The 18,201-nt window shown below is 56.2% G+C and carries 20 protein-coding genes; 6 read left to right on the top strand and 14 right to left on the bottom strand.

Annotated elements, in window-relative coordinates; all coding sequences use genetic code 11:
- Nucleotides 1–87 precede the first annotated feature (87 nt).
- From AB4K19_RS08050 to choV, 3 genes are all read left to right on the top strand, one after another.
- The gene (locus tag AB4K19_RS08050) at nucleotides 88–1,014 is read left to right on the top strand and encodes a choline ABC transporter substrate-binding protein (RefSeq protein ID WP_375227903.1); all 927 of its coding nucleotides are present in this window, start codon (nucleotides 88–90) and stop codon (nucleotides 1,012–1,014) included.
- A gap of 61 nt (nucleotides 1,015–1,075) precedes the next feature.
- Entirely contained in the window at nucleotides 1,076–1,909 is an 834-nt protein-coding gene (gene choW / locus AB4K19_RS08045; RefSeq protein ID WP_375230864.1) for a choline ABC transporter permease subunit, read from the top strand.
- Entirely contained in the window at nucleotides 1,906–2,961 is a 1,056-nt protein-coding gene (gene choV / locus AB4K19_RS08040; RefSeq protein WP_375227902.1) for a choline ABC transporter ATP-binding protein, read from the top strand. Before choW ends, choV begins: the two co-directional genes overlap by 4 nt.
- On the opposite strand, the gene AB4K19_RS08035 is transcribed toward choV, so the two are convergent.
- Nucleotides 2,952–3,353, bottom strand: coding sequence for a c-type cytochrome (locus AB4K19_RS08035; RefSeq protein ID WP_375227901.1), 402 nt, complete (start codon nucleotides 3,351–3,353; stop codon nucleotides 2,952–2,954). The genes choV and AB4K19_RS08035 overlap by 10 nt on opposite strands.
- 187 nt (nucleotides 3,354–3,540) lie before the next feature.
- Here AB4K19_RS08035 and AB4K19_RS08030 point away from each other — a divergent pair, with 187 nt between their 5' ends.
- Both AB4K19_RS08030 and AB4K19_RS08025 read left to right on the top strand, forming a co-directional pair.
- On the top strand, nucleotides 3,541–4,161 hold the full coding sequence (locus tag AB4K19_RS08030; RefSeq protein ID WP_375227900.1) for a VPLPA-CTERM sorting domain-containing protein: 621 nt from the start codon (nucleotides 3,541–3,543) through the stop codon (nucleotides 4,159–4,161).
- A 154-nt stretch (nucleotides 4,162–4,315) separates the two neighbouring features.
- Nucleotides 4,316–5,056 (top strand): hypothetical protein, encoded by a 741-nt coding sequence (locus AB4K19_RS08025; RefSeq protein WP_436399419.1) that lies wholly within the window; start codon nucleotides 4,316–4,318, stop codon nucleotides 5,054–5,056.
- A 152-nt stretch (nucleotides 5,057–5,208) separates the two neighbouring features.
- On the opposite strand, the gene AB4K19_RS08020 is transcribed toward AB4K19_RS08025, so the two are convergent.
- The 13 genes from AB4K19_RS08020 to AB4K19_RS07960 all read right to left on the bottom strand — a co-directional run bounded on the left by AB4K19_RS08020 (nucleotide 5,209) and on the right by AB4K19_RS07960 (nucleotide 15,566).
- Nucleotides 5,209–6,297: a DUF1513 domain-containing protein gene (locus AB4K19_RS08020; RefSeq protein WP_375227898.1), complete on the bottom strand. Its 1,089-nt coding sequence runs from the start codon at nucleotides 6,295–6,297 to the stop codon at nucleotides 5,209–5,211.
- Nucleotide 6,298: 1 nt separating this feature from the next.
- Nucleotides 6,299–7,315 carry an imelysin family protein gene (locus AB4K19_RS08015; protein ID WP_375227897.1) on the bottom strand — a complete coding sequence of 339 codons (1,017 nt, stop codon included), beginning with the start codon at nucleotides 7,313–7,315 and terminating at the stop codon, nucleotides 6,299–6,301.
- Nucleotides 7,312–8,850: a di-heme oxidoredictase family protein gene (locus tag AB4K19_RS08010; protein ID WP_375227896.1), complete on the bottom strand. Its 1,539-nt coding sequence runs from the start codon at nucleotides 8,848–8,850 to the stop codon at nucleotides 7,312–7,314. Before AB4K19_RS08010 ends, AB4K19_RS08015 begins: the two co-directional genes overlap by 4 nt.
- The gene (gene bfr, locus AB4K19_RS08005) at nucleotides 8,837–9,322 is read right to left on the bottom strand and encodes a bacterioferritin (protein WP_375227895.1); all 486 of its coding nucleotides are present in this window, start codon (nucleotides 9,320–9,322) and stop codon (nucleotides 8,837–8,839) included. Before bfr ends, AB4K19_RS08010 begins: the two co-directional genes overlap by 14 nt.
- Nucleotides 9,297–9,563, bottom strand: a complete 267-nt coding sequence (locus AB4K19_RS08000) for a (2Fe-2S)-binding protein (RefSeq protein WP_375227894.1) — start codon at nucleotides 9,561–9,563, stop codon at nucleotides 9,297–9,299. The genes bfr and AB4K19_RS08000 overlap by 26 nt, the downstream gene beginning before the upstream one ends.
- 22 nt (nucleotides 9,564–9,585) lie before the next feature.
- Nucleotides 9,586–10,848, bottom strand: coding sequence for an imelysin family protein (locus tag AB4K19_RS07995; RefSeq protein WP_375227893.1), 1,263 nt, complete (start codon nucleotides 10,846–10,848; stop codon nucleotides 9,586–9,588).
- Between the two features lie 14 nt (nucleotides 10,849–10,862).
- A complete protein-coding gene (locus AB4K19_RS07990; protein ID WP_375227892.1) occupies nucleotides 10,863–11,354 on the bottom strand; it encodes a hypothetical protein in 492 nt (163 codons plus the stop codon).
- Nucleotides 11,351–11,518, bottom strand: a complete 168-nt coding sequence (gene hemP, locus AB4K19_RS07985; protein WP_375227891.1) for a hemin uptake protein HemP — start codon at nucleotides 11,516–11,518, stop codon at nucleotides 11,351–11,353. The genes AB4K19_RS07990 and hemP overlap by 4 nt, the downstream gene beginning before the upstream one ends.
- Nucleotides 11,519–12,287: 769 nt before the next feature.
- Nucleotides 12,288–12,731, bottom strand: coding sequence for a hypothetical protein (locus AB4K19_RS07980; RefSeq protein ID WP_375227890.1), 444 nt, complete (start codon nucleotides 12,729–12,731; stop codon nucleotides 12,288–12,290).
- 193 nt (nucleotides 12,732–12,924) lie between these two features.
- Nucleotides 12,925–13,176 (bottom strand): hypothetical protein, encoded by a 252-nt coding sequence (locus AB4K19_RS07975; protein ID WP_436399418.1) that lies wholly within the window; start codon nucleotides 13,174–13,176, stop codon nucleotides 12,925–12,927.
- 261 nt (nucleotides 13,177–13,437) lie between these two features.
- A complete protein-coding gene (locus AB4K19_RS07970) occupies nucleotides 13,438–14,295 on the bottom strand; it encodes a hypothetical protein (RefSeq protein ID WP_375227888.1) in 858 nt (285 codons plus the stop codon).
- Between the two features lie 412 nt (nucleotides 14,296–14,707).
- Nucleotides 14,708–15,280, bottom strand: coding sequence for a recombinase family protein (locus tag AB4K19_RS07965; RefSeq protein WP_375227887.1), 573 nt, complete (start codon nucleotides 15,278–15,280; stop codon nucleotides 14,708–14,710).
- A gap of 115 nt (nucleotides 15,281–15,395) precedes the next feature.
- Complete coding sequence (locus AB4K19_RS07960; RefSeq protein ID WP_375227886.1) at nucleotides 15,396–15,566, bottom strand: hypothetical protein; 171 nt, start codon at nucleotides 15,564–15,566, stop codon at nucleotides 15,396–15,398.
- Between the two features lie 433 nt (nucleotides 15,567–15,999).
- On the opposite strand from AB4K19_RS07960, the gene AB4K19_RS07955 reads away from it, so the two are divergent.
- Nucleotides 16,000–18,123, top strand: a complete 2,124-nt coding sequence (locus tag AB4K19_RS07955; RefSeq protein ID WP_436399417.1) for a hypothetical protein — start codon at nucleotides 16,000–16,002, stop codon at nucleotides 18,121–18,123.
- Nucleotides 18,124–18,201: the final 78 nt, after the last annotated feature.

Raw genomic sequence — 18,201 nt, 5'->3', positions numbered from 1 at the left:
CCTGTAACAGCTTTCATTCAGGTTTGCGGTTGACCGCGCCATTAATCCTGCGCACCCTTCCGCCAAATATAATAAGGGAGATCAGACATGTACCTGAGAACAACTGTATCAGCTCTGGCATTTGCCGCGATGGCATCAGCGGCTGCAGCTGAATGCACAGAAGTCACATTTTCGGATGTTGGCTGGACTGACATAACCGCAACGACGGCGGCGACCACCGTGGTGCTGCGCGCACTGGGATATGAGACGGACATCAAGGTTTTGTCGGTCCCGGTGACATACACATCGATGGCCGAGGGTGACATTGATATTTTCCTCGGCAACTGGATGCCGACGATGGAAGGGGACATCGCGCCATACCGCGAAGCCGGTACTGTCGATACTGTGCGTGAAAACCTTGAAGGCGCCAAGTATACGCTTGCTGTAAATAAGGCTGCTACGGATCTGGGAATTAAGGATTTTTCTGACATCGCCAAACACGCAGATGCGCTGGATGGTCAGATTTACGGTATCGAGCCGGGCAACGACGGAAACCGCCTGATCCAGTCAATGATTGATGCAGACGCCTTTGGCCTGAGCGGTTTTGAGGTCAAGGAAAGTTCCGAGCAGGGTATGCTTGCTCAGGTGGAGCGCGCCTCCAAGCGCGATGAACCGATCGTGTTCCTTGGCTGGGAGCCACATCCGATGAACGCAAATTTTGATATGGGGTATCTGACCGGCGGCGATGATTTCTTTGGTCCCGATCTTGGTGGCGCGACCGTCTTCACCAACACCCGTGCGGGCTATGTCGGTGAATGCCCGAACGTGGGTGCGCTGCTGGGCAACCTGAAGTTCACGCTGGCCATGGAAAACGAAATCATGGGCGCGATCCTGAACGATGGCGAAGATCCGGATGCAGCGGCGGAAGCATGGCTGAAGGCGAACCCGGATGCGTTTGTGGCCTGGCTCGATGGTGTGACAACCGTGGATGGTGGTGACGCTGTTGCGGCGGTGAACGCGGCCCTGGGCCTGTAATATCCGGCCCTGTCCGCAGGGGCGGGCAGGGCGTTTTCTGCCAGACAAGAGGTGACACGTGCTGGAATGGCTGACCGAAACCAAGATCCCGGTTGGCAAGACCGCCGCGGCGTTCTTTGACTGGCTCCAGGCGAATGGCGAATGGTTCTTCGACGGGCTCGCGATCGTCATGGAGTGGATGATTGATGGCATCCTCTGGGTGCTCCAGACACCACATCCTTTTGTTATCATTGCGGCTTTTGTAGCGGTCACATGGTTTCTGCAGCGCAGCTGGAAAGTCTGCCTGTTTGTGCTGCTCGGCTTCCTGTTTATCCTCAACCAGGACTACTGGGAAGAAATGACCGAGAGCATTACGCTCGTGATGTCAGCCTGCGTGGTCTGTATGGCCATCGGCGTGCCGATCGGTATCGCCGCAGCACACAGGCCGCGGCTGTATCAGGCAATGCGCCCCGTGCTGGACCTGATGCAGACACTCCCAACCTTTGTGTATCTCATTCCGGCTATTGTCTTTTTCGGGATCGGGATGGTTCCCGGCCTGATCGCGACGGTGATTTTTGTCGTGCCTGCGCCGATCCGCCTGACCCATCTCGGGATCAGCACCACGCCTAAACCGCTGCTGGAGGCGGCAGACGCCTTCGGCGCAACGCCGATGCAGAAACTCTGGAAGGTTGAGCTGCCTTTTGCCCTGCCGCAGATCATGGCCGGGCTGAACCAGACGATTATGCTTTCGCTGTCGATGGTGGTGATTGCGGCACTCGTCGGTGCGGACGGTCTGGGCGTGCCCGTCGTGCGCGCGCTCAATCAGGTGAACACGTCGCTTGGGTTTGAAAGTGGTTTCATTATCGTGGTTGTCGCGATCATGCTGGACCGCATGCTGAGGGTGGACCGCAAATGACCGCTGCTGTTGAATTCGACAACGTGTCCATTGTGTTCGGGGAGGCGCCGGAAAAAGCGCTGCCCGAAATGGACGAAGGCAAAAGCCGGGCAGATGTTGAGAAATCTACCGGCCAGATTCTGGGCGTACATAACTGTTCCCTGAGCATTGAGCAGGGTGAGATCCTTGTTCTGATGGGGCTTTCGGGTTCCGGGAAATCGACACTTCTGCGCGCGGTGAACGGTCTGAACCCTGTTGTGCGCGGGGCCGTGCGGGTGTTTGACGGTGACTGGTCGTGTGACGTCACGCACAGCTCTCCGGGGGACCTGCGGCGGGTCCGGCGCGAATGCGTGTCTATGGTTTTCCAGCAGTTCGGACTTCTGCCCTGGCGCACCGTGCGTGAAAACGTCGGCCTTGGGCTGGAGCTTGCGGATCTGCCCAAAAAACAGCGCACAGAACGCACCGACCGTCAGCTGGAGCTGGTCGGTCTTGCTGACTGGGCGGACCGTCGCGTTGGCGAGCTGTCAGGCGGCATGCAGCAGCGCGTTGGTCTTGCACGGGCCTTTGCCACGGACGCGCCGATCCTGCTGATGGACGAACCGTTTTCGGCGCTTGATCCGCTGATCCGGGCAAGACTGCAGGACGAATTGCTTGACCTGCAGCGGGATCTGAAGCGCACGATTATCTTTGTCAGCCATGATCTGGATGAAGCGTTCAAACTGGGTGACCGCATTGCGATCATGGAAGGCGGGCGCATCGTGCAGTGCGGCACGCCACAGGACATTTTCTCGCGCCCGGTGAACGACTACGTGGCTGATTTTGTGGCGCATATGAACCCGCTTGGTGTTCTCCGCGCGCAGGATGTCATGGAGCCCGCGAAGGGTGAGGCAGGCAAGACTGTACCCGCACGGATGCAGGTTGAGGAGGTGATGCGCCAGCTGATTGACGATGACCGTCCGATCGCCGTGGAAGATGCCGGTCAGGTTGTCGGACAAGTCACACGACGCGGGGTTTTGGCAGGTATTCTTGATCCAAGGGATACCGGTGCGGCGGGGGACAAAACTCAGTCCTGAACACTCGCGAGCCAGGCCACCAGATCAGCGATGGCCTCAGTTGTTTCCAGCGATGTGCCATCGTCTGACGTGAGTGTAACCGCGGGTCCCTCAAAGAACCATCCATAGACTGGCATCTCGGCGTGCGGACGGTTCCCGCCACTTCGGTTGGCGATGCGTTTGACAATCGTGCGCACGGGGAAGGCGCCTTCACCGCGCGCAGATAATCCGGTCAGATCAGGGGGTGTTATCTTCATGCTGTCAGCCAGTGGCCCAAGACCGCGCGCGTCCAATCCGTGACAGGCAGCGCAGTGCAGGCGAAAAAGCTGCGCTCCGCGGGTGGCGTCGCCTGCAGGCCCGGCCTCGGGTGCAACAGGTGCCAGACAGATCAGCAGAGCAGCAACACAGCGCATATGGGTTTTGTTCCTTTTCGCCCCAGTCACAATATCCCTGTCGCGTGCTGCGGGCTTTGATGCACATCAACCCGGATCCTGCGCTGAAATGGTCACAAATTTAACGCAATCCCGGGTCACCGCGTCTTATTCTTGTCGAAATCCATGGTTAACAGATGGTTTGCCATTACTTCTGAGGTTGTGTGAGATGAAACTCTTTTCTCTTTTAATGGGGGCTTTTCTGACTCTGGCGGTGCCCGGTGCGGCCAGCACCATCGGGTATACCGAAGGCAAAAGGGACCGTGTGGACGGCACCGAACGCCTGGCGGGACGCGATGCGTCGTCCCGTGGCTTTATCCTGGGAACCGTCGGCAACGGCGACAGCGATTTCAGCAAAATCGGGATATTCGGACGTATCGTGGGTCATGCCGACTACTTTACGTTCCGGGCGAACTCGAACTTCAACATCGCGTTTATCTATAGCGGGCTGACTTTCCGGAGCAGTCCCATCACCAGCGGATTTGTTCAGGAAGGCCAGTTTGCGAACGAAGCCGACTTTGTCCTGCGCGATGTAGACGACCCTTCCTCCGAACAGCGCCGGCGCCTGCGGACTGATCTTACGTCCACCACGGGGCCCGGTGCGGGACCGGTGATCTTCAGCGGTCAGGCCGGCAAAAACTACATCTTTGGAGTCGACAGCCGGGTTGCTGATGACACGGGGGCAGCGCGCTATGACGTGGTGATCACCGCAATTCCGCTGCCAGCCGGAATTCTTCTCCTGGCAGGCGGACTGGCCGGGTTGGGGTATTTTGGAAGGCGTAAAAGCTGACACGTTATCCTGGCAAAACACTCTTGCGCGTTTATGCCTGGAACAGGACGCGATGGCGGTGGTTCAGACCGGTCCCGTTGGAATGATAAAACAGCCCCGTGTGGGCGTGATCTGTGGTATTCTTCCCGGGTAAGTTTGGGGGTGCTGGGCTGTCATGCGGATCCTTGTTGCGGATTCGGAGATTGATTTCGACGCGCTGACGGTGCGTCGGGCAGGGAAGATGTACCCCTTGCCGGAAACCGCAGCACGCCTTCTGAGACTGTTGTTTGATGCCGAAGGCGGATGGGTAAACATCAACGCTTTGCTGAGCGTTTCAGGGCCGGACGGGTGCTCAGAAAAGATCGGGACCGAAATCCGCGACCTGTGCGCATTACTTGGCAGTGATGCTCAGTCGGACAGAATTGCCGTCAATGCGGCTGCGTCAGCCTATCGCCTGAAAGTACCGGCCCGTGTTTCTTCCTCGCGGCATCCGCCCGGCGACGACCGGGTTTGTGTTTTGCTGACCCCGTTTCATTTTATTGGCGGAAGGTTCTGTGGCAGATGTGACGCTGAATGGGTGAGCACGCTTCTGGAGGACAGTTTTGGGCAGCAGGCACATGTCCGTGTACTGACCGGGCAGGCCGCAGGGGATCAGCATCCCGACAGGCCGGAGGACACCGGTCACGGACAGAACGCGGAAGCGGCGTTCGTGATCGAAGGGAGCCTTTTGTGTCATGACGGCGGGTGTCGCGTGACCGGTCGGCTGGTCCGGGCTGAAAACAGTAACATCCTCAGAACGGTGCAGCAGGACTGTCCGGCAACCGCAGAAGGGCTTCAAGCTGCACTGGGAGATCTGGTCACGGAGATGCTCCGGGACGCTGTGTTTGAACACCATCGAATCGCTGTTCGGGTTTAGTGATCACTGTGTCCGGCGAGGAGGCCTCTGTGATTTTGCCAGCGCATGTTGCCCGCGGTGCTGACGGGTACAAAACGCGAAAAGTCAGCTGATTGCAGATCAGCCTGAACGGTCAGAGTGAAACAAACAACACCGCACCTGCCCGGACATAATCAACCTGCGACCCGATCATCCAATGCCACCAGATGGTTGTCCCACATCAGCCCGGCCGGGGCGCGTTTCCGGAACTGCCGCTTCTGAAGCAATGCCATGCTGCCTTCCCCAGACGTCAGGAGCAGTCCGTTTGATGTCTGTGCGACACCGCTGACTTCGTCATAGCTGACCGACTGAGACAACTGCATATCGTGCGTGCGGTATAGATGCGCCCGCCCGCCACGCGGCGATGTAACTGCAATTGTCCGGCCATCCTCTGAATAGGCGATGCTTCCGACGTATCCGTTAAGTTCCCTCAGTTTGTCTTCAGGTGCTGAGGTCAATAACAGCCTCGCTCCTTGTCTGTGAGTCCCGACAAGCGACACCGGCGTGCCTGCTCCCTGCCACTGCATGCCAAAGGCAACATCGCCTGCGGTGCTCACTGCAAGGTGCCGGATCGAATTCCGGTGCTGGTCCGGTGGCAACTCTGCGACTTCGGTCAGCCCACCGTTCTCAACATATGCAAGGTTAGGGCGCATCGTCGGGATGTTCAGTTTTGTGCGCCCTGAGTCCGGATGCGTGTCTATGCCGCCATTGGCAACGACGAGAAGGTCTGAATGGGGTAGGCGCCGGATATCATGTGGCCCGATGCCGCCGCTGCTCCATTCATCCGTCCGTTTGTAGTCCCGCAGAACGTCCCAGACACCAATGCGGCCCTGACCCGCTTCGTAGTCATTTTCCGTTGTGAACAGGAGACTGCCGTCAGATGAGTACGTGCCGTGGCCATAGAAATGACGTCCCGGCGGGGCGTCCAGTCTGGCACTTTGTCTCCTGGATGCACAGTCGATCACCACGGCGAATGTTCCGGGCCTTCTGGCGAAGGCGACAGCCTCCGGTTTTGTCGGATGGGCCGCGGCAGCGTGGCCGCGACCCGGCAACGGGATCTGAAACAGAACCTGCAGGTCGTCGCTGATACCACAGAGAACATAGCGGCCATCAGGTTTGGCAGCGGCCGACAGAAAGGCAGGAGAGCCGGCGTCAGCCCATGTTGGCCTCGGCAGGAGGCCGGCAGCGATTAGACCTGCCAGAAAGTGGCGTCGTCCCTTCATGTCAGTCGCCGTCCAGCGAATTGAAGCCTGCCGCAACACCGAGCGTCGGGCCAATGTCATTCCGAACGACGGCGCGGATAGCATCTACCGACTGTTGGATGACTTCGATCCTGATGCGGCCCTGCGGGTCTGTCACCGTCGCGAAAGCCGGGTCATTCAGGTTTTCCAGCTGTGTGAGCGCGCGATTAAAGCTCTGATCCACCTTGCCCGAAAGGGCGGCGTCCGGCGCGGAAAGATGATCAGCCAGTTCTCCCAGAGCACTCAGGCTCAGAACCATGTGTGATACCGAACGACCGGACCGCCGCACTTCCGCCCGCATCGGTCTTGGGCGTTCAAACGTACCCAGCGGACGGCCCAGCCTGGTTTCGGAAGTAAACTGCAGGCCCGCTGACAACGCTTTGAAGAATTCCTGCAGGACTTCTTCACGGCTCCGGTAGATGCCATCCGGCGATGGTGCCGCAATGATCCCGGCGTATGACGATTGCCAGTCATCGGAAATGCCCCGCGCGACAGCAGCGATGTCTTCGGTCATGGTCCGTATCAGCTTACAGCGATAGGCGGGGTCGCCCAACGATATAAATTCTTCATCAAAGAGCAGAAACTCCAGCGCGTAAAACCCACGTGCTGCGATGGAAACCTGCGCGAAGGACGTCGCCGATGACACAATCGGATCTTCGGCCAGTATCAAAGCTCTCAGACTTTTAGGCGTGGCGCCCCGACTGCCCGGCCAGAACGCGAGCGCAAAGGCGCGGTCATGAACTTCGGTTGGCCCAAATCTCAGGTGGCTCACAGAAATCCAGGCATCAAATGCGTGTCCGTAAGCGGATCGCAGAACCGGGGAGGTGGGTTCGCAGTCCCTGGCGGCAACCTGTGACAGACGATCTGCCCCGGCTGAGAGTTCCGAAAAGCCCGGCAGAATATGTTTTTCAACCACGGATCTGATAACGGATGTCTCTGACTGAGCGTGAACACCGGGAGGTGTCAGCACCAGAGCTGCCGCAAGAAGTACGCGTTTCATAAGCTCTCCAGAAACCTGATCAGGGCGTCGCGGTCCGTGGTTGTCATGTTCACAACCGCGTCGCGTTGGCTTTCCGCCTCGCCCCCGTGCCAAAGAACAGCCTCAAGCAGTGATCGTGCCCGTCCATCATGAAGGAAATAAGTGTGGCCGCTGACCTGTGCAGTCAGGCCGATGCCCCACAGCGGAGGAGTTCGCCACTCCTGTCCTGTGGCCTTTGCTTCGGGTCTGTTGTCCGCCAGCCCGGGCCCCATGTCGTGCAGCAGCATGTCCGTGTAGGGCCAGATCAGCTGGAAACTCTGTTCAGGGCGGTCTTTGAGGCGGTGCGTGACAAAGCTGGGGGTATGACACGCCGTGCATCCCGTTTCATAGAACACCTTCTTGCCAAGCATGACCTGCGGGTCATCAGGCGCGCGGCGCGCGGGAACGGCCAGGTTGCGGCTATAGAATGTCACAAGATCCAGCCCGGCATCGTCAATTTCCGTTATCCGGTCATCGCCGTCGCCGTGCCTCGCTGTCTGGCAGGCTGACTGCGCATCAGTGCATTCACCCGCACCCGATGGGAACAGCGGAGTGGAAATACCAATATCACCTCTGAACGCTTCCGCGGACTGCTGGCGGATCGTCGGGCTGCCAGCCTTCAGCCCGAACCGGCCCAGCATGGGCTGACCGAACTCATGCGACCAGACAATGTTCGGGCGGCCGGAAATGCCATCGCCATCAAGATCATCCGGATCCGCACCCGCGAGGATGTCAGTGGCAGGCACAGCTTCCAGCAGGCCAAGGCCGATCATCTGGGGCGCGACCCGGGGGCTGAGCATTGCCTCCGGGTGCAAAGGGCCGTAGCCGAGGTTGAGGGCCGTGTACGTTGGATGACGCAACGAGACCTCTGTTCCGTCTGCCAGGCGGATGATTTCTTCGGAATAAGTTACCCCGAGTTCATATTCGGCGGCGTGACCCTGTACGGCAAAGTCCTGCAGCTGCGTGCCGTAGGTCGGATCGGGGAGTGAGGCGATGTAGTCCTCGATTCCGGCGATGGCCGCTTCTTGCGGGCCAGGAACTGAAACTCTCAGAAACATCGAGACAGCGTTATCTTCGGCGTTTTCCGGTGGGTGCCCCCGCCCATCCTTGATGTGGCACCTTTGACAGGACCGCGCATTGTAAAGCGGCCCCAGACCGTCAGATGCCAGCGTCGACGACGGGGACGACACCCAGAGTTTGCGGAACAGGCCGTTCCCCACTTTGAAGTCCAGCTCACTTTCGAAAGAAATATTGGCAGAAGGCTGCGAGAACGCATCTGATGTCCCCGTGGCGCGGACGGTGGCGGCCCCGGCAGGTCTGTTTTCATAAAGCTGCGGGGCGGCAAAGTCCGTTGCCACCGCGGTCACAGCAGCGATGCGGGCTTTTTCGTCAGGCGTGCGAGGAACCACGTTCAGGTGTGGATCACCAGGGGACCAGTTTGAGCCCCCGGGTGGTGTTTCAGCCAGCGCAATGGAGCCCGTAACCAGTGCCGGCACCAGCAGATTACCCGGCTTCATCCATCCGGGAGGCGTTAAGTTGCGCATATTTCTCTTCACCGAGCTTGCCCACGAGGTCCAGTTGCGTTTCCAGAAAGTCGATGTGACCTTCTTCATCCGTGAGAAGTTCCTCAAAGATGTTTTTGGTGACGAAATCACCGACGGTCTCACAGTGCTGGCGTGCTTCCTGATAGAGGTCCCGGGCGCCGTGTTCTGCGGCCAGATCGCATTCCAGTGTTTCCTTCGGTGTCTGGCCGATCCGGAGCGGATCAAGCTTTTGCAGGTTCGGGTGACCACCGAGGAAAAGAATGCGGGCGATCAGCTTGTCCGCATGGTTCATTTCTTCGATGCTTTCTTCGCGGGATTTCCTGGCCATGTGACCAAGCCCCCAGTCCTCCTGCATCCGGTGGTGCAGCCAGTACTGGCTGACCGCAGTCAGTTCACTACGCAGGGCAGCGTTCAGATATTCAATGACTTTCGTGTCGCCGTTCATGATGGTTTTCCTGTGTGTCTGCGGATCTCAGGTGCCGCAGGTGCATGGGGACTTCGAGGTTGTTGTTCTGACGCATGACCGAGAGAAACAGTGGCATACATCCGCCGCAGTCTGCTGCCTTGCCAAGAGCCCGATAAACTTTGCCCGGGGTAATGATGGTCCTGTCGTCGGATGCCCGCATCCAGTCGATGGCCGCATTGATATCGGCGTCAGTGATGTTCTGGCAGTGACAGACAATCATGTCGGCAGGACCCGTGGCTGACTTACTGGAAGACGGCGTCCGGATCGTCGAGGCTGTCTGAACCTTCGATGCTGATCTGCTCAACACCAAGCGCCGTGACGATCCGTTCAATCGACCGTGTCTGATCAATCAATCCGTTGACGCCGCCCATAATCAGGGCTTCGCCGGCCTCATTGCCGCGCTCCAGCATCTGATCATAGGCAAAACCGGCTTCGGCTGCTGTCTTGATCCGTCCGAGTGCCAGAACAGCATAGTTCAGTCTGGCAGACATCTCTGCGTCCAGTGATGCATCTGTTCCGGCAACCAGATCTGACAGCGACGGACCGGACACAAGGGAGCCGTCCACACGGACGTATTCACCGTGATAGACGTTCCGGACGCCGACACCGTTGTAGAAATGATCGTTGTGTGTGTTGTCCGCAAAACAGGAATGCTCTTCTTCGGGATCATTCAGCATGACGCCCAGGCGCATGCGTTCCCCTGCTGTCTCACCATATGACAGGGAGCCCATCCCGGTCAGCATCGCGGCCAGACCTGTATCCGTTTCTGCAGACAGCGCTGCGCGTGCTGCGCCGTCTTCTGTCCATTGTGCCGCCATCCAGGCAAGGTCGGAGACCAGAAGATCAGTCGCAGCGACTAGGTATTCCGCGCGGCGGTCGCAGTTAGCGTTGGTGCAGTCCGCGCCGGTGGCGTAGTCGGTCCACGGTCGGTTTCCTGCTCCGCTGCCATGACCGTTCAGGTCCTGACCCCAAAGAAGGAATTCGATGGCGTGGTACCCGGTTGCGACGTTGGCCTCAATGCCATCAGCTTCGTGGAGCGTCTCTTCCAGCAACTCCGGGGTGATCGCGGTTGCGTCCACGTCTTTCCCTGACAACGTGAAAGCCGGGCTGGCGATCACATTCAGAACGGCAAAGCTGTTCTCGTCCGAGGGGCCACCATAGGACGCATCTACATAGTCAATCAGACCCTCATCCAGCGGCCAGGCGTTCACCTTGCCTTCCCAGTCGTCAACAATGGCATTTCCGAAGCGGAACACTTCGGTCTGCTGATAGGGAACGCGGGCCGCCAGCCACGCGCTTTTTGCTGTTTGCAGCGCTTCTGCAGAGGGGGCCGCGACCAGAGCGTTGACCGCCTCCTGCAGTGTCTGTGCGGTCGCCAGACTGTCCGCATAGTTCGCCGCGGCAATGTCGGCATAGGTATCAAGTACCTCTGCGGTGTCCACGGCAAGGACCGGCGTCGCGAATGTTGCGACAAATGCGGTGGATGAGAGGAATGCGTGTTTCATTGAACTGTCCCGTTCTAGTGTAGTGTTGTTTGCTTTGTTGGCTGGTCGTCTGCTGCACCGACGAACTGATGCGGTGCACATAATTTCATTTGTCTCAGTGCATGGCCGACATCAGCCGCAAGGGACGTGAGGATCGGGGCCACATCTGGGCGCACCAGAAGGGTTGCGATCAGCATCGCGTCCTCCCGTTCGCCGGTAGCTGCGGCCCCTATGAAGTTTGCAAAACAGGATTCGTCTGATCCCAGACACTTGCAGTTCAGGGAATGGCGCATCAGAGGTCTGCGTCCATATTGAGCGCAGAGACGGCAAAGGTCTTCGAAAGACTTCATTGCCTTCCGTCCACGATCGGGCCCCAGCATTGAGGCGAAATCGTTCCAGACATTAGCCTGTGATTCCGGTCCGTCACACCAAAGCCGCAGGTAGATGACGGACGCTGCTTCTACGGCTTCCAGCTCTGAGATAAAGCCTACAGGCGCACCGCCACGTTTTTCCTGAACACTGGTCATTTGGTCAGAATCAGTTTGCCAGCGCGCGTGATCCGCAAGACATACGTCTGGTCACCAAGAATGATCCGGGCCTGGTTTTCACCCTTCGTAAGGTCGTTAGCAAGGTATGTAGGCAAGGCTCTTGGTGCCGTTGCCGTTGTTTCCGGAGGGCTGTGAAATGACATCAGCGTTGCTTCCCTTTGAGGATTGTCTCGCGGTTGTTTTGGTCAAGCCACCACTCCAGAGAACAGGTGTTCGCTTCACCGGTCCCAAGACAGGTTTCAACGATCCCAATTCGATCGGTGGGGGCCGCAGGCTGCGTTTCCGAAGGCGTTTGTTCAGACGCTGGCATCCGGGGAATCCTTTCATCTCTCGACGGTCGGGCTTCCCCTTTTGAATGCGGAGTGGCTGGACGTGAGATTAATACTGAGTAAATCTGTCAGAAATGTCAACCTGAGTTTTTTACTCAGATTTAAAAAACTGATTGGTATGCCGTGCGACCTTGGCGTTTGGTCAGATCGGGCAGGGGGCAAGGTCGGGTTTTGGAGTTTGTTCAGTTGACCGGTGCCACGCTGGTCGATGGGCGCAAATAATGACCCTAACTGCGAAGCGCACTACGGTGCCTCCGGAGACGCTGTCAAAAAATCGTTTCAGATCATGACGCTACTGCCGTCGTGTTGGCAGGATGCTCAGCCCAGACGCCGGAAAACAGTGCAAGGAGGGCTGCGCTGACAGAGTTAGGTTGGATGGCGGAGACGAAGGGAGACTTTATCTCGCCTTGCGGGCACCAACTAAGCTACTGTTAGTCATATGAATTTATTCGATTGATGTGGGTAACATCTTGGTGGCGAACTGTTACCCACAATTGCTCAGCATGTCGAGTGACTATTGTGCCGCTGATCAAGGTCTCTGCATCGTCATCTACTTCTGTGCATCGATGAAGCCGCTCTGGGACTATAGCGCCGAGCAGTTCGAAGAGAGGTATAGGCCGTTGGCACGCGCCATTACCAACTCCTCGTTGGAAATCCATTGATCAATTGGCAATGGATATCCGTTGTCGTCCCGTCGAATGACACGGTCATCGGCATTGGTTGTTGCTGCCTCATAAACGCGTCCGATGATGAAATCATTGCTCGGACCACTAAGCCGCATTGAAAGGCCAATTGGGAACTCTTCGAGGGCTTCAGCTTTTGATATCGCCCCTGTTCTCAATTCGCTCAGAAGACGCTTTGCTGTCTCGTATCCTCGTTCGAAGTGATTGTTCTGTTCTGTCTCCCGACCGGCAAGTTCAGCGTAGTGCGAGCATTCGAACGATGCCCACGTTACAAATCCGTCTCTCACATCTGCATTGGCAGCGCTGGACAGAAGCATGGATACAAAGACCGCAGTTCGCTTCATGTTGGGTTCGCTCTTCTTCTGACCTCACGGAATACGTGCAATAACGGAAAAATTGATTGAAGGCAGCATAACCGAGCGTCAATCTTCGCTTCGATTAGGCTGACCCTCATTCTCCCTTTTCCCGGCACGAATTCGAGGCCCCGAAGACCCTGTATGTTGGTCGCATCGGTGCACCTTGTCGTTCGCAAAGCGTTTAGCCGCCAAAGTCCTCATGGTTGATGATGACTTCGAGACCCGTCGCCATGAGTGCGGCCAAAACCTCAGCACGTGAGATTTCCTTGCCGGTTGCTTTGAGATGTCGCCTTTGAAGCAGGCTTAGGGTGGCCATCTGCTCGATGCGAATGCGGGTTGTGGTCCAAGTCGGCCTGTCCCGCCAAGGGTAATTGCTTGGGGCCATGCGCTGATAGTTGATCTCGTTCAGCGCGTGGCTTTCTTCTACGGCCATAAAGTCTACTGGAGAAACCAGAGATGTGATGCGTTCGCGTAGGTGGCGTGACCAGCGGCGTCGGTTTCGGTCTCCGACTGCTGTGGCTTTTGACCCCGTGGGGCGTGTGTAGATGTCGGGCATGTTCTTCCTTTCGGTGCCCGCTAACGGGCGCTTGAGATATGCATTGAGAAGCCCCTGCCGGGTGGTCCAACAGGGGCGCGCATTGGTTGCAAGAACCGCGCAATTTGCGTGGTCTATGGTTGCGTGGTTGGGGTGCTCTTAGTTGACCCCCGAAGCTCTCTCTCGACTTCGCGTTGACTGGTCGCCCATGAGCTCATCTTTGAAGTCTATGAAGCCGCCTTCGTTGATGTCAGGTTCCATCCACAAGGTGCCCCCGTCTTCTTCATCACTGCCGCCAAGATAATCCGCGATGGTGGCGAACTGGCGCACGCCAAGGGCTTCCTGTAGCGCGTCCCCAATGATCTCAACGTCGCGGGTTCTGACCTCGCTCAGGGCCGCTTTGAGAGCTTGAGAGAGGCTTGCCACCATTGCCTGCCTTACAGCGTCCGAGGGTGGTTCGTAGTCGCTTTCGGTAGGAAACCTGCGGTCGATGAGCCAATTGCCATCAGGAACTTCGCCTGCCTCGGCAAACTTCTTCATCTGCTGACGCATGCTAAGGATAGTCCGTTCGGATACCCCTGAGGCTTTTGCCAAGCGTGGCTTCGAGATGCCATTTAGATAAGTCCGCACGAGCGTCCAAGCCGCGTTCAGACGCTCCTGCATGGTCAGCGGTAGCGTGTCCTTGGAGTTCGCCATAAGGGCCGCGAGGTGGGCCTCCATGCGTGTGCCTGCCAAAATCACCACCGGGATGTCTCGGCCTTCGATCTTCCCGGCGGTTTGCTCTGCTCGATAGGCGGCGAGACGGTAGTGACCGTCAAGCAAGACCAAGCGTCCCGTTGGGTTGCCCTTTCCGTCGGTCTCTCGCCATACAAGCACAGCGTCCAGCCTGCCGGTGTTCCTTAGGGTCTTCCTCAGAGCCGCCAAATGGGTGCCACTATCGGGGCCTGAGCGGTGCCTGAAAGAGGCGTCGGTGGTGATGTCGTTTCTGTTGATGTTCGTGGGGGTTCTGTTCTGCATGTCTTTAGTCCTTTTGCATGCTGGGATGGATGTGAGAAGTGATGTGACAACTTGCGAAAAACACTGGTCGCACCCCTTAAGACACAGACGCGTCCACACGTTTCCCTCCCGGCAACCGTTAAGGCCGCCGAGAAGGTCTCGTGAAAGAAGTCAACATCACTGGTGCCCCCAGAGAGGCCGTCCCGTCGTCGCTTAGCCACGGCGAAGGCCATTTCCTTACCCGCTTTTCAGCAACCGCTTCGATGTGACCGCTCGGGGTCGGTGCCTCTCTAGGGCTAGGTTGGGGGTTAGTTGCCAAGCTGGTTCGTCCAGCCTTCTTCGGCGGTCATCTACTCCCAGTATGTGTCAGAATTTAAACGCGCCCCTCTCGACACGAAATTCGGGCGACGCTCACTTACCTCTAGTTTCGGTGTTAATTGATTTTGGACACCTTCGCATCTTCAAGGATGCGGTAGACACTGGACTTACCGATGCCGAGGGTCTCGGCGATCTTGAGTGGCTTCATGCCTTCATCAGCCAGTTTGAGAATGTCGTTGGTCTTCGCCTTTGCCGTTGGCTTACGGCCCGTGTATTTGCCAGCCGCCTTAGCTTTCGCGATACCCTCACGCTGTCTCTCCAACATGATCTCTCGCTCGAACTCCGCGACGCTCCCCAGCACGGTCAACATGAGCTTGCCCGTAGCGGTGCCCGTGTCGATGCCCATAGAGAGGATGCGGAGGGATGCGCCCTTGGCCGTGACGGCCTCCAAGACCTCCAACAGATGCGCCACTGAGCGTGCCAGCCGGTCGAGCTTGGTCACCACCAGCGTGTCACCTTCGCGAATGTAGTCCAGCGCCTCGGCCAGCTTCTCGCGTGCCTTGGTATCCACTGACGACACTTGCTCGGTGAAGACCTTCTCGCAACCGGCGGCCTCAAGGTCTCTCTGCTGGGCCTCCAAGCCTGCCTTCTGGTCGAGGGTGGATGTGCGGGCGTATCCAATGATCATGGTCAATCCTTCCAACTGGTCTCTTAGACTATTTTGGAAATAATTCCCAAAACGTCAAGACCATTCTTTTGGGAAATCATTCGACACCCCCGCACAGTTCCCACGAGGCCTTGCTCTATTGGGAATGACTGACGGTGCGCCGATAGTCAGTTAGGACGATGGTGGCAGATGGCAGATCAACAGCGATCTCACCCGGTCCCTCTCGGGTGACCTTAAACGCGTGCCAGTTAGGTTCACGCTGGGCGAGGATTGAGAAGTGTCCGAGGCGGAAATCGAAGATGATCATGAAGGTGTCCTTTCGGGAATGATGATGGCAGCAAAGACTCGGTGCAGGGCTAACATGGCGATCCCCAGGAAAGACTTCAAGTCATTGCTTTTATTGCATTTATGGAGCTACTCCACAGGTGGAGCTAAGCGTATCGTGAGGGCGCCCCTACCGGGGGATGAGCCTAGCTTCTTCTATAAATCTCGGGCTCTCAAATCTTTGCGCTGAAACTGATTTGGGCTTCTTCGAACTAGTGATTCCCAAGGCTCTCCAACCGAGCAAAGAGTTGGTCCTTAGCTAGAGCGCAATCCAAAATGTGAGTTCTGAGTCTGCGGGATTCCAGAGTTTCATCCCGATTCTAATGGAATTTGTTCCCTATTTGTTCTAGTCATTTCACCGATGAGCCGCATTGACCTGCCTTCGCTCTAATCGGATAACAACGAGAAGTTTGTCCATGAGAATAGTGAGCCAGAATTTGACACTCGACATACGCGGTAGCCTTAAAAATACGCGCATCAGTAAGAACCCGCTGGTAGTTGTCGACGAGCTCCTTGCGAATTCCATTGACGCCCTTCTCATCCGACAGGCGGCGTCCACAGACAAGCCCCCCTTACAAATCACGCTGGCGGTTAAGGCCGAAACTTCGAACTTGCTCGGTGATGAATACGATCTCGAAGTCGTGTGCGCGGACAATGGTTGCGGCTTAGGGCCCGAGCAGCTTCAGGCGTTTCTTACTAAGGACACATCCTACAAGGACGACTTGGAAATCCCCGGCATCGGAGAATGCAAAGGAACGGGTCGTGTTCAGTTCTTTCACCACTTCACCACAATTTCAATTTCTTCGATCTATGCATCTCCTGACGGGCTCATGCACGTTGGATTGCCACCCTCAAAAGACCGGAAGGCAATAGAAGAGGACGACTTTCAAGTTGATGCTCGAGAAACTGGGCAGGTTGGAACGCAGATAAGGCTTTCCCAGCTCGCACCCAAAGTTAAAGAAACACTTTTCTCAGTTCAGGAAATCCACCGTCTTTTCTCAGCAAATCAGATCAAGCAGCATGTTCTGTTCAGTCTTTTGCAGAGGTTTGTAAGCCTGAAGCAGGAGCTAGGTGATTTCTCAATTGAATTCTCTAGCGACCTTGCCGGAAGTGAAGAAACCGCAGTGCTCAAACCGAGCGATATTCCTGACCACACTTCGGTTTCGACCGTTACTGTCGTGCACGCTGAAGAAGAAGAAACTATTTCAGCCGACCTCACTGTTACGCACTACAAATTGGACAAAAAGGATTATCCACTACCAACAAATATCATTGGACTTTGCGCCAAGTCATCAATCGTTAATGTGATTACCAAGAAGTATTTGAAGAACAAATCGGTAGCGAACAACGACATAAGAGGATTCTACCATATTGTTTTGGTGGAGGGCGCTCTGCTGGACGAAGGCGTAAATGAACAAAGGGACGGCTTTGACAAAATACCCGAGTCAGGCGGTTCTGGCGACCTTTTGGAGGGAAGCAAGATTACCTTTGAAGACATATATGCCGTGCTGGATGACAAGATCGCTGAGCTGATAACCCCTCCTGATTGGAGTCGAGAGGAGATAGTCGATGATGTCGCTCAAGAGTTTGGTGTTTCTGAAGCAATGCTTTCTCATTCGGGAACACGTGTGAACTTCGGCGACACTCCTCGAGAGGTTGCAAAACGCGCTTTGACCAATCTACAGGCTAAGGTTGTTGACGAAACTTCAAGCCTTATGGAGATGAAAGACGCCATTAAAGAGCTTGCTCCAGACAGTGAAGACTTCCGAAGGAAAATAAATGATCTTTCATGGGAATATGCTTCCTCATTGAAGACCGTCGATATGGCGAACTTATCGCAACTAGTAGTAAGGAGGGCCAACATAATCGAGGTTCTAGAGCTTGCGGTCAAAGAAGGTCTTCAAGTCCAGAAGGACCGTGAGGATGGAGAACGTAGAAAGAACGAAGCTCTTATTCATAACATCTTCTTTCCAATGCGAAAGGATACCGATGAAGTCGTTGATCATGACGTTTGGCTGCTAAGCGAAGAGTATCACTACTACAAATACATCGCTTCCGATGTCCCCCTGAAAAAGATCAAGTGGAAAGATGACCAGAATCTCTTTGATGCCGATGTTGACGAGCGGGTTGCAGAGATGTTGGCGAGAATTGATGACGAGAACAACAAGGGGCGTCCCGACATAGCTCTTTTCCATGAAGAAGGGTCTGTCGCAATTGTTGAGTTTAAGGCCCCCGGAGTCAGTCTGGATAATCACGTTGCGGACTTAACCGAATACGCGACCCTGCTGGCTGCCAAATCTGGTGGAAAACTGAGGAAATTCTATGGGTATCTAATTGGTGACACTGTGAATACTAACAGGCTTCCCGGGTTTGGAAAACTCCCGGGAGAGAACGGTTTTTTTCAAACGATTTCGCTTCGGGAGAACGTAACCGATGTTTCTTTAGGCCAATTGTATTCTGAGGTGCTGTTTTACGAGGACATTGTAAGCCGAGCACGAAAGCGTATTGGCGTATACCGTGAACGTTTAGGTCTTCGCTGACCTTAAATTCCAACCAAGAAGCAGATGATGTTTCGTGAGGATATTGCAGGCTAGCGTCCTCGGCATCACCTTTAACTC

This window comes from Roseobacter phycocola (assembly GCF_042055075.2).
GTDB lineage: Bacteria > Pseudomonadota > Alphaproteobacteria > Rhodobacterales > Rhodobacteraceae > Roseobacter.
This window is presented reverse-complemented; position numbering and strand designations above follow the sequence as displayed.

Coding starts and splice junctions, on each gene's coding strand:
- AB4K19_RS08035 (WP_375227901.1), bottom strand. CDS start 3,353: ATGCGCTGTGTTGCTGCTCTGCTGATCTGTCTGGCACCTGTTGCACCC.
- AB4K19_RS08030 (WP_375227900.1), top strand. CDS start 3,541: ATGAAACTCTTTTCTCTTTTAATGGGGGCTTTTCTGACTCTGGCGGTG.
- AB4K19_RS08015 (WP_375227897.1), bottom strand. CDS start 7,315: ATGAAACGCGTACTTCTTGCGGCAGCTCTGGTGCTGACACCTCCCGGT.
- AB4K19_RS07995 (WP_375227893.1), bottom strand. CDS start 10,848: ATGAAACACGCATTCCTCTCATCCACCGCATTTGTCGCAACATTCGCG.
- hemP (WP_375227891.1), bottom strand. CDS start 11,518: ATGTCATTTCACAGCCCTCCGGAAACAACGGCAACGGCACCAAGAGCC.
- AB4K19_RS07955 (WP_436399417.1), top strand. CDS start 16,000: ATGAGAATAGTGAGCCAGAATTTGACACTCGACATACGCGGTAGCCTT.
- AB4K19_RS07970 (WP_375227888.1), bottom strand. CDS start 14,295: ATGCAGAACAGAACCCCCACGAACATCAACAGAAACGACATCACCACC.
- AB4K19_RS07980 (WP_375227890.1), bottom strand. CDS start 12,731: ATGAAGCGAACTGCGGTCTTTGTATCCATGCTTCTGTCCAGCGCTGCC.
- AB4K19_RS08010 (WP_375227896.1), bottom strand. CDS start 8,850: ATGAAGCCGGGTAATCTGCTGGTGCCGGCACTGGTTACGGGCTCCATT.
- AB4K19_RS07960 (WP_375227886.1), bottom strand. CDS start 15,566: ATGATCATCTTCGATTTCCGCCTCGGACACTTCTCAATCCTCGCCCAG.
- AB4K19_RS08025 (WP_436399419.1), top strand. CDS start 4,316: ATGCGGATCCTTGTTGCGGATTCGGAGATTGATTTCGACGCGCTGACG.
- AB4K19_RS08020 (WP_375227898.1), bottom strand. CDS start 6,297: ATGAAGGGACGACGCCACTTTCTGGCAGGTCTAATCGCTGCCGGCCTC.
- AB4K19_RS07990 (WP_375227892.1), bottom strand. CDS start 11,354: ATGACCAGTGTTCAGGAAAAACGTGGCGGTGCGCCTGTAGGCTTTATC.
- AB4K19_RS08050 (WP_375227903.1), top strand. CDS start 88: ATGTACCTGAGAACAACTGTATCAGCTCTGGCATTTGCCGCGATGGCA.
- bfr (WP_375227895.1), bottom strand. CDS start 9,322: ATGAACGGCGACACGAAAGTCATTGAATATCTGAACGCTGCCCTGCGT.
- AB4K19_RS07965 (WP_375227887.1), bottom strand. CDS start 15,280: ATGATCATTGGATACGCCCGCACATCCACCCTCGACCAGAAGGCAGGC.
- choV (WP_375227902.1), top strand. CDS start 1,906: ATGACCGCTGCTGTTGAATTCGACAACGTGTCCATTGTGTTCGGGGAG.
- AB4K19_RS08000 (WP_375227894.1), bottom strand. CDS start 9,563: ATGATTGTCTGTCACTGCCAGAACATCACTGACGCCGATATCAATGCG.
- AB4K19_RS07975 (WP_436399418.1), bottom strand. CDS start 13,176: ATGGCCGTAGAAGAAAGCCACGCGCTGAACGAGATCAACTATCAGCGC.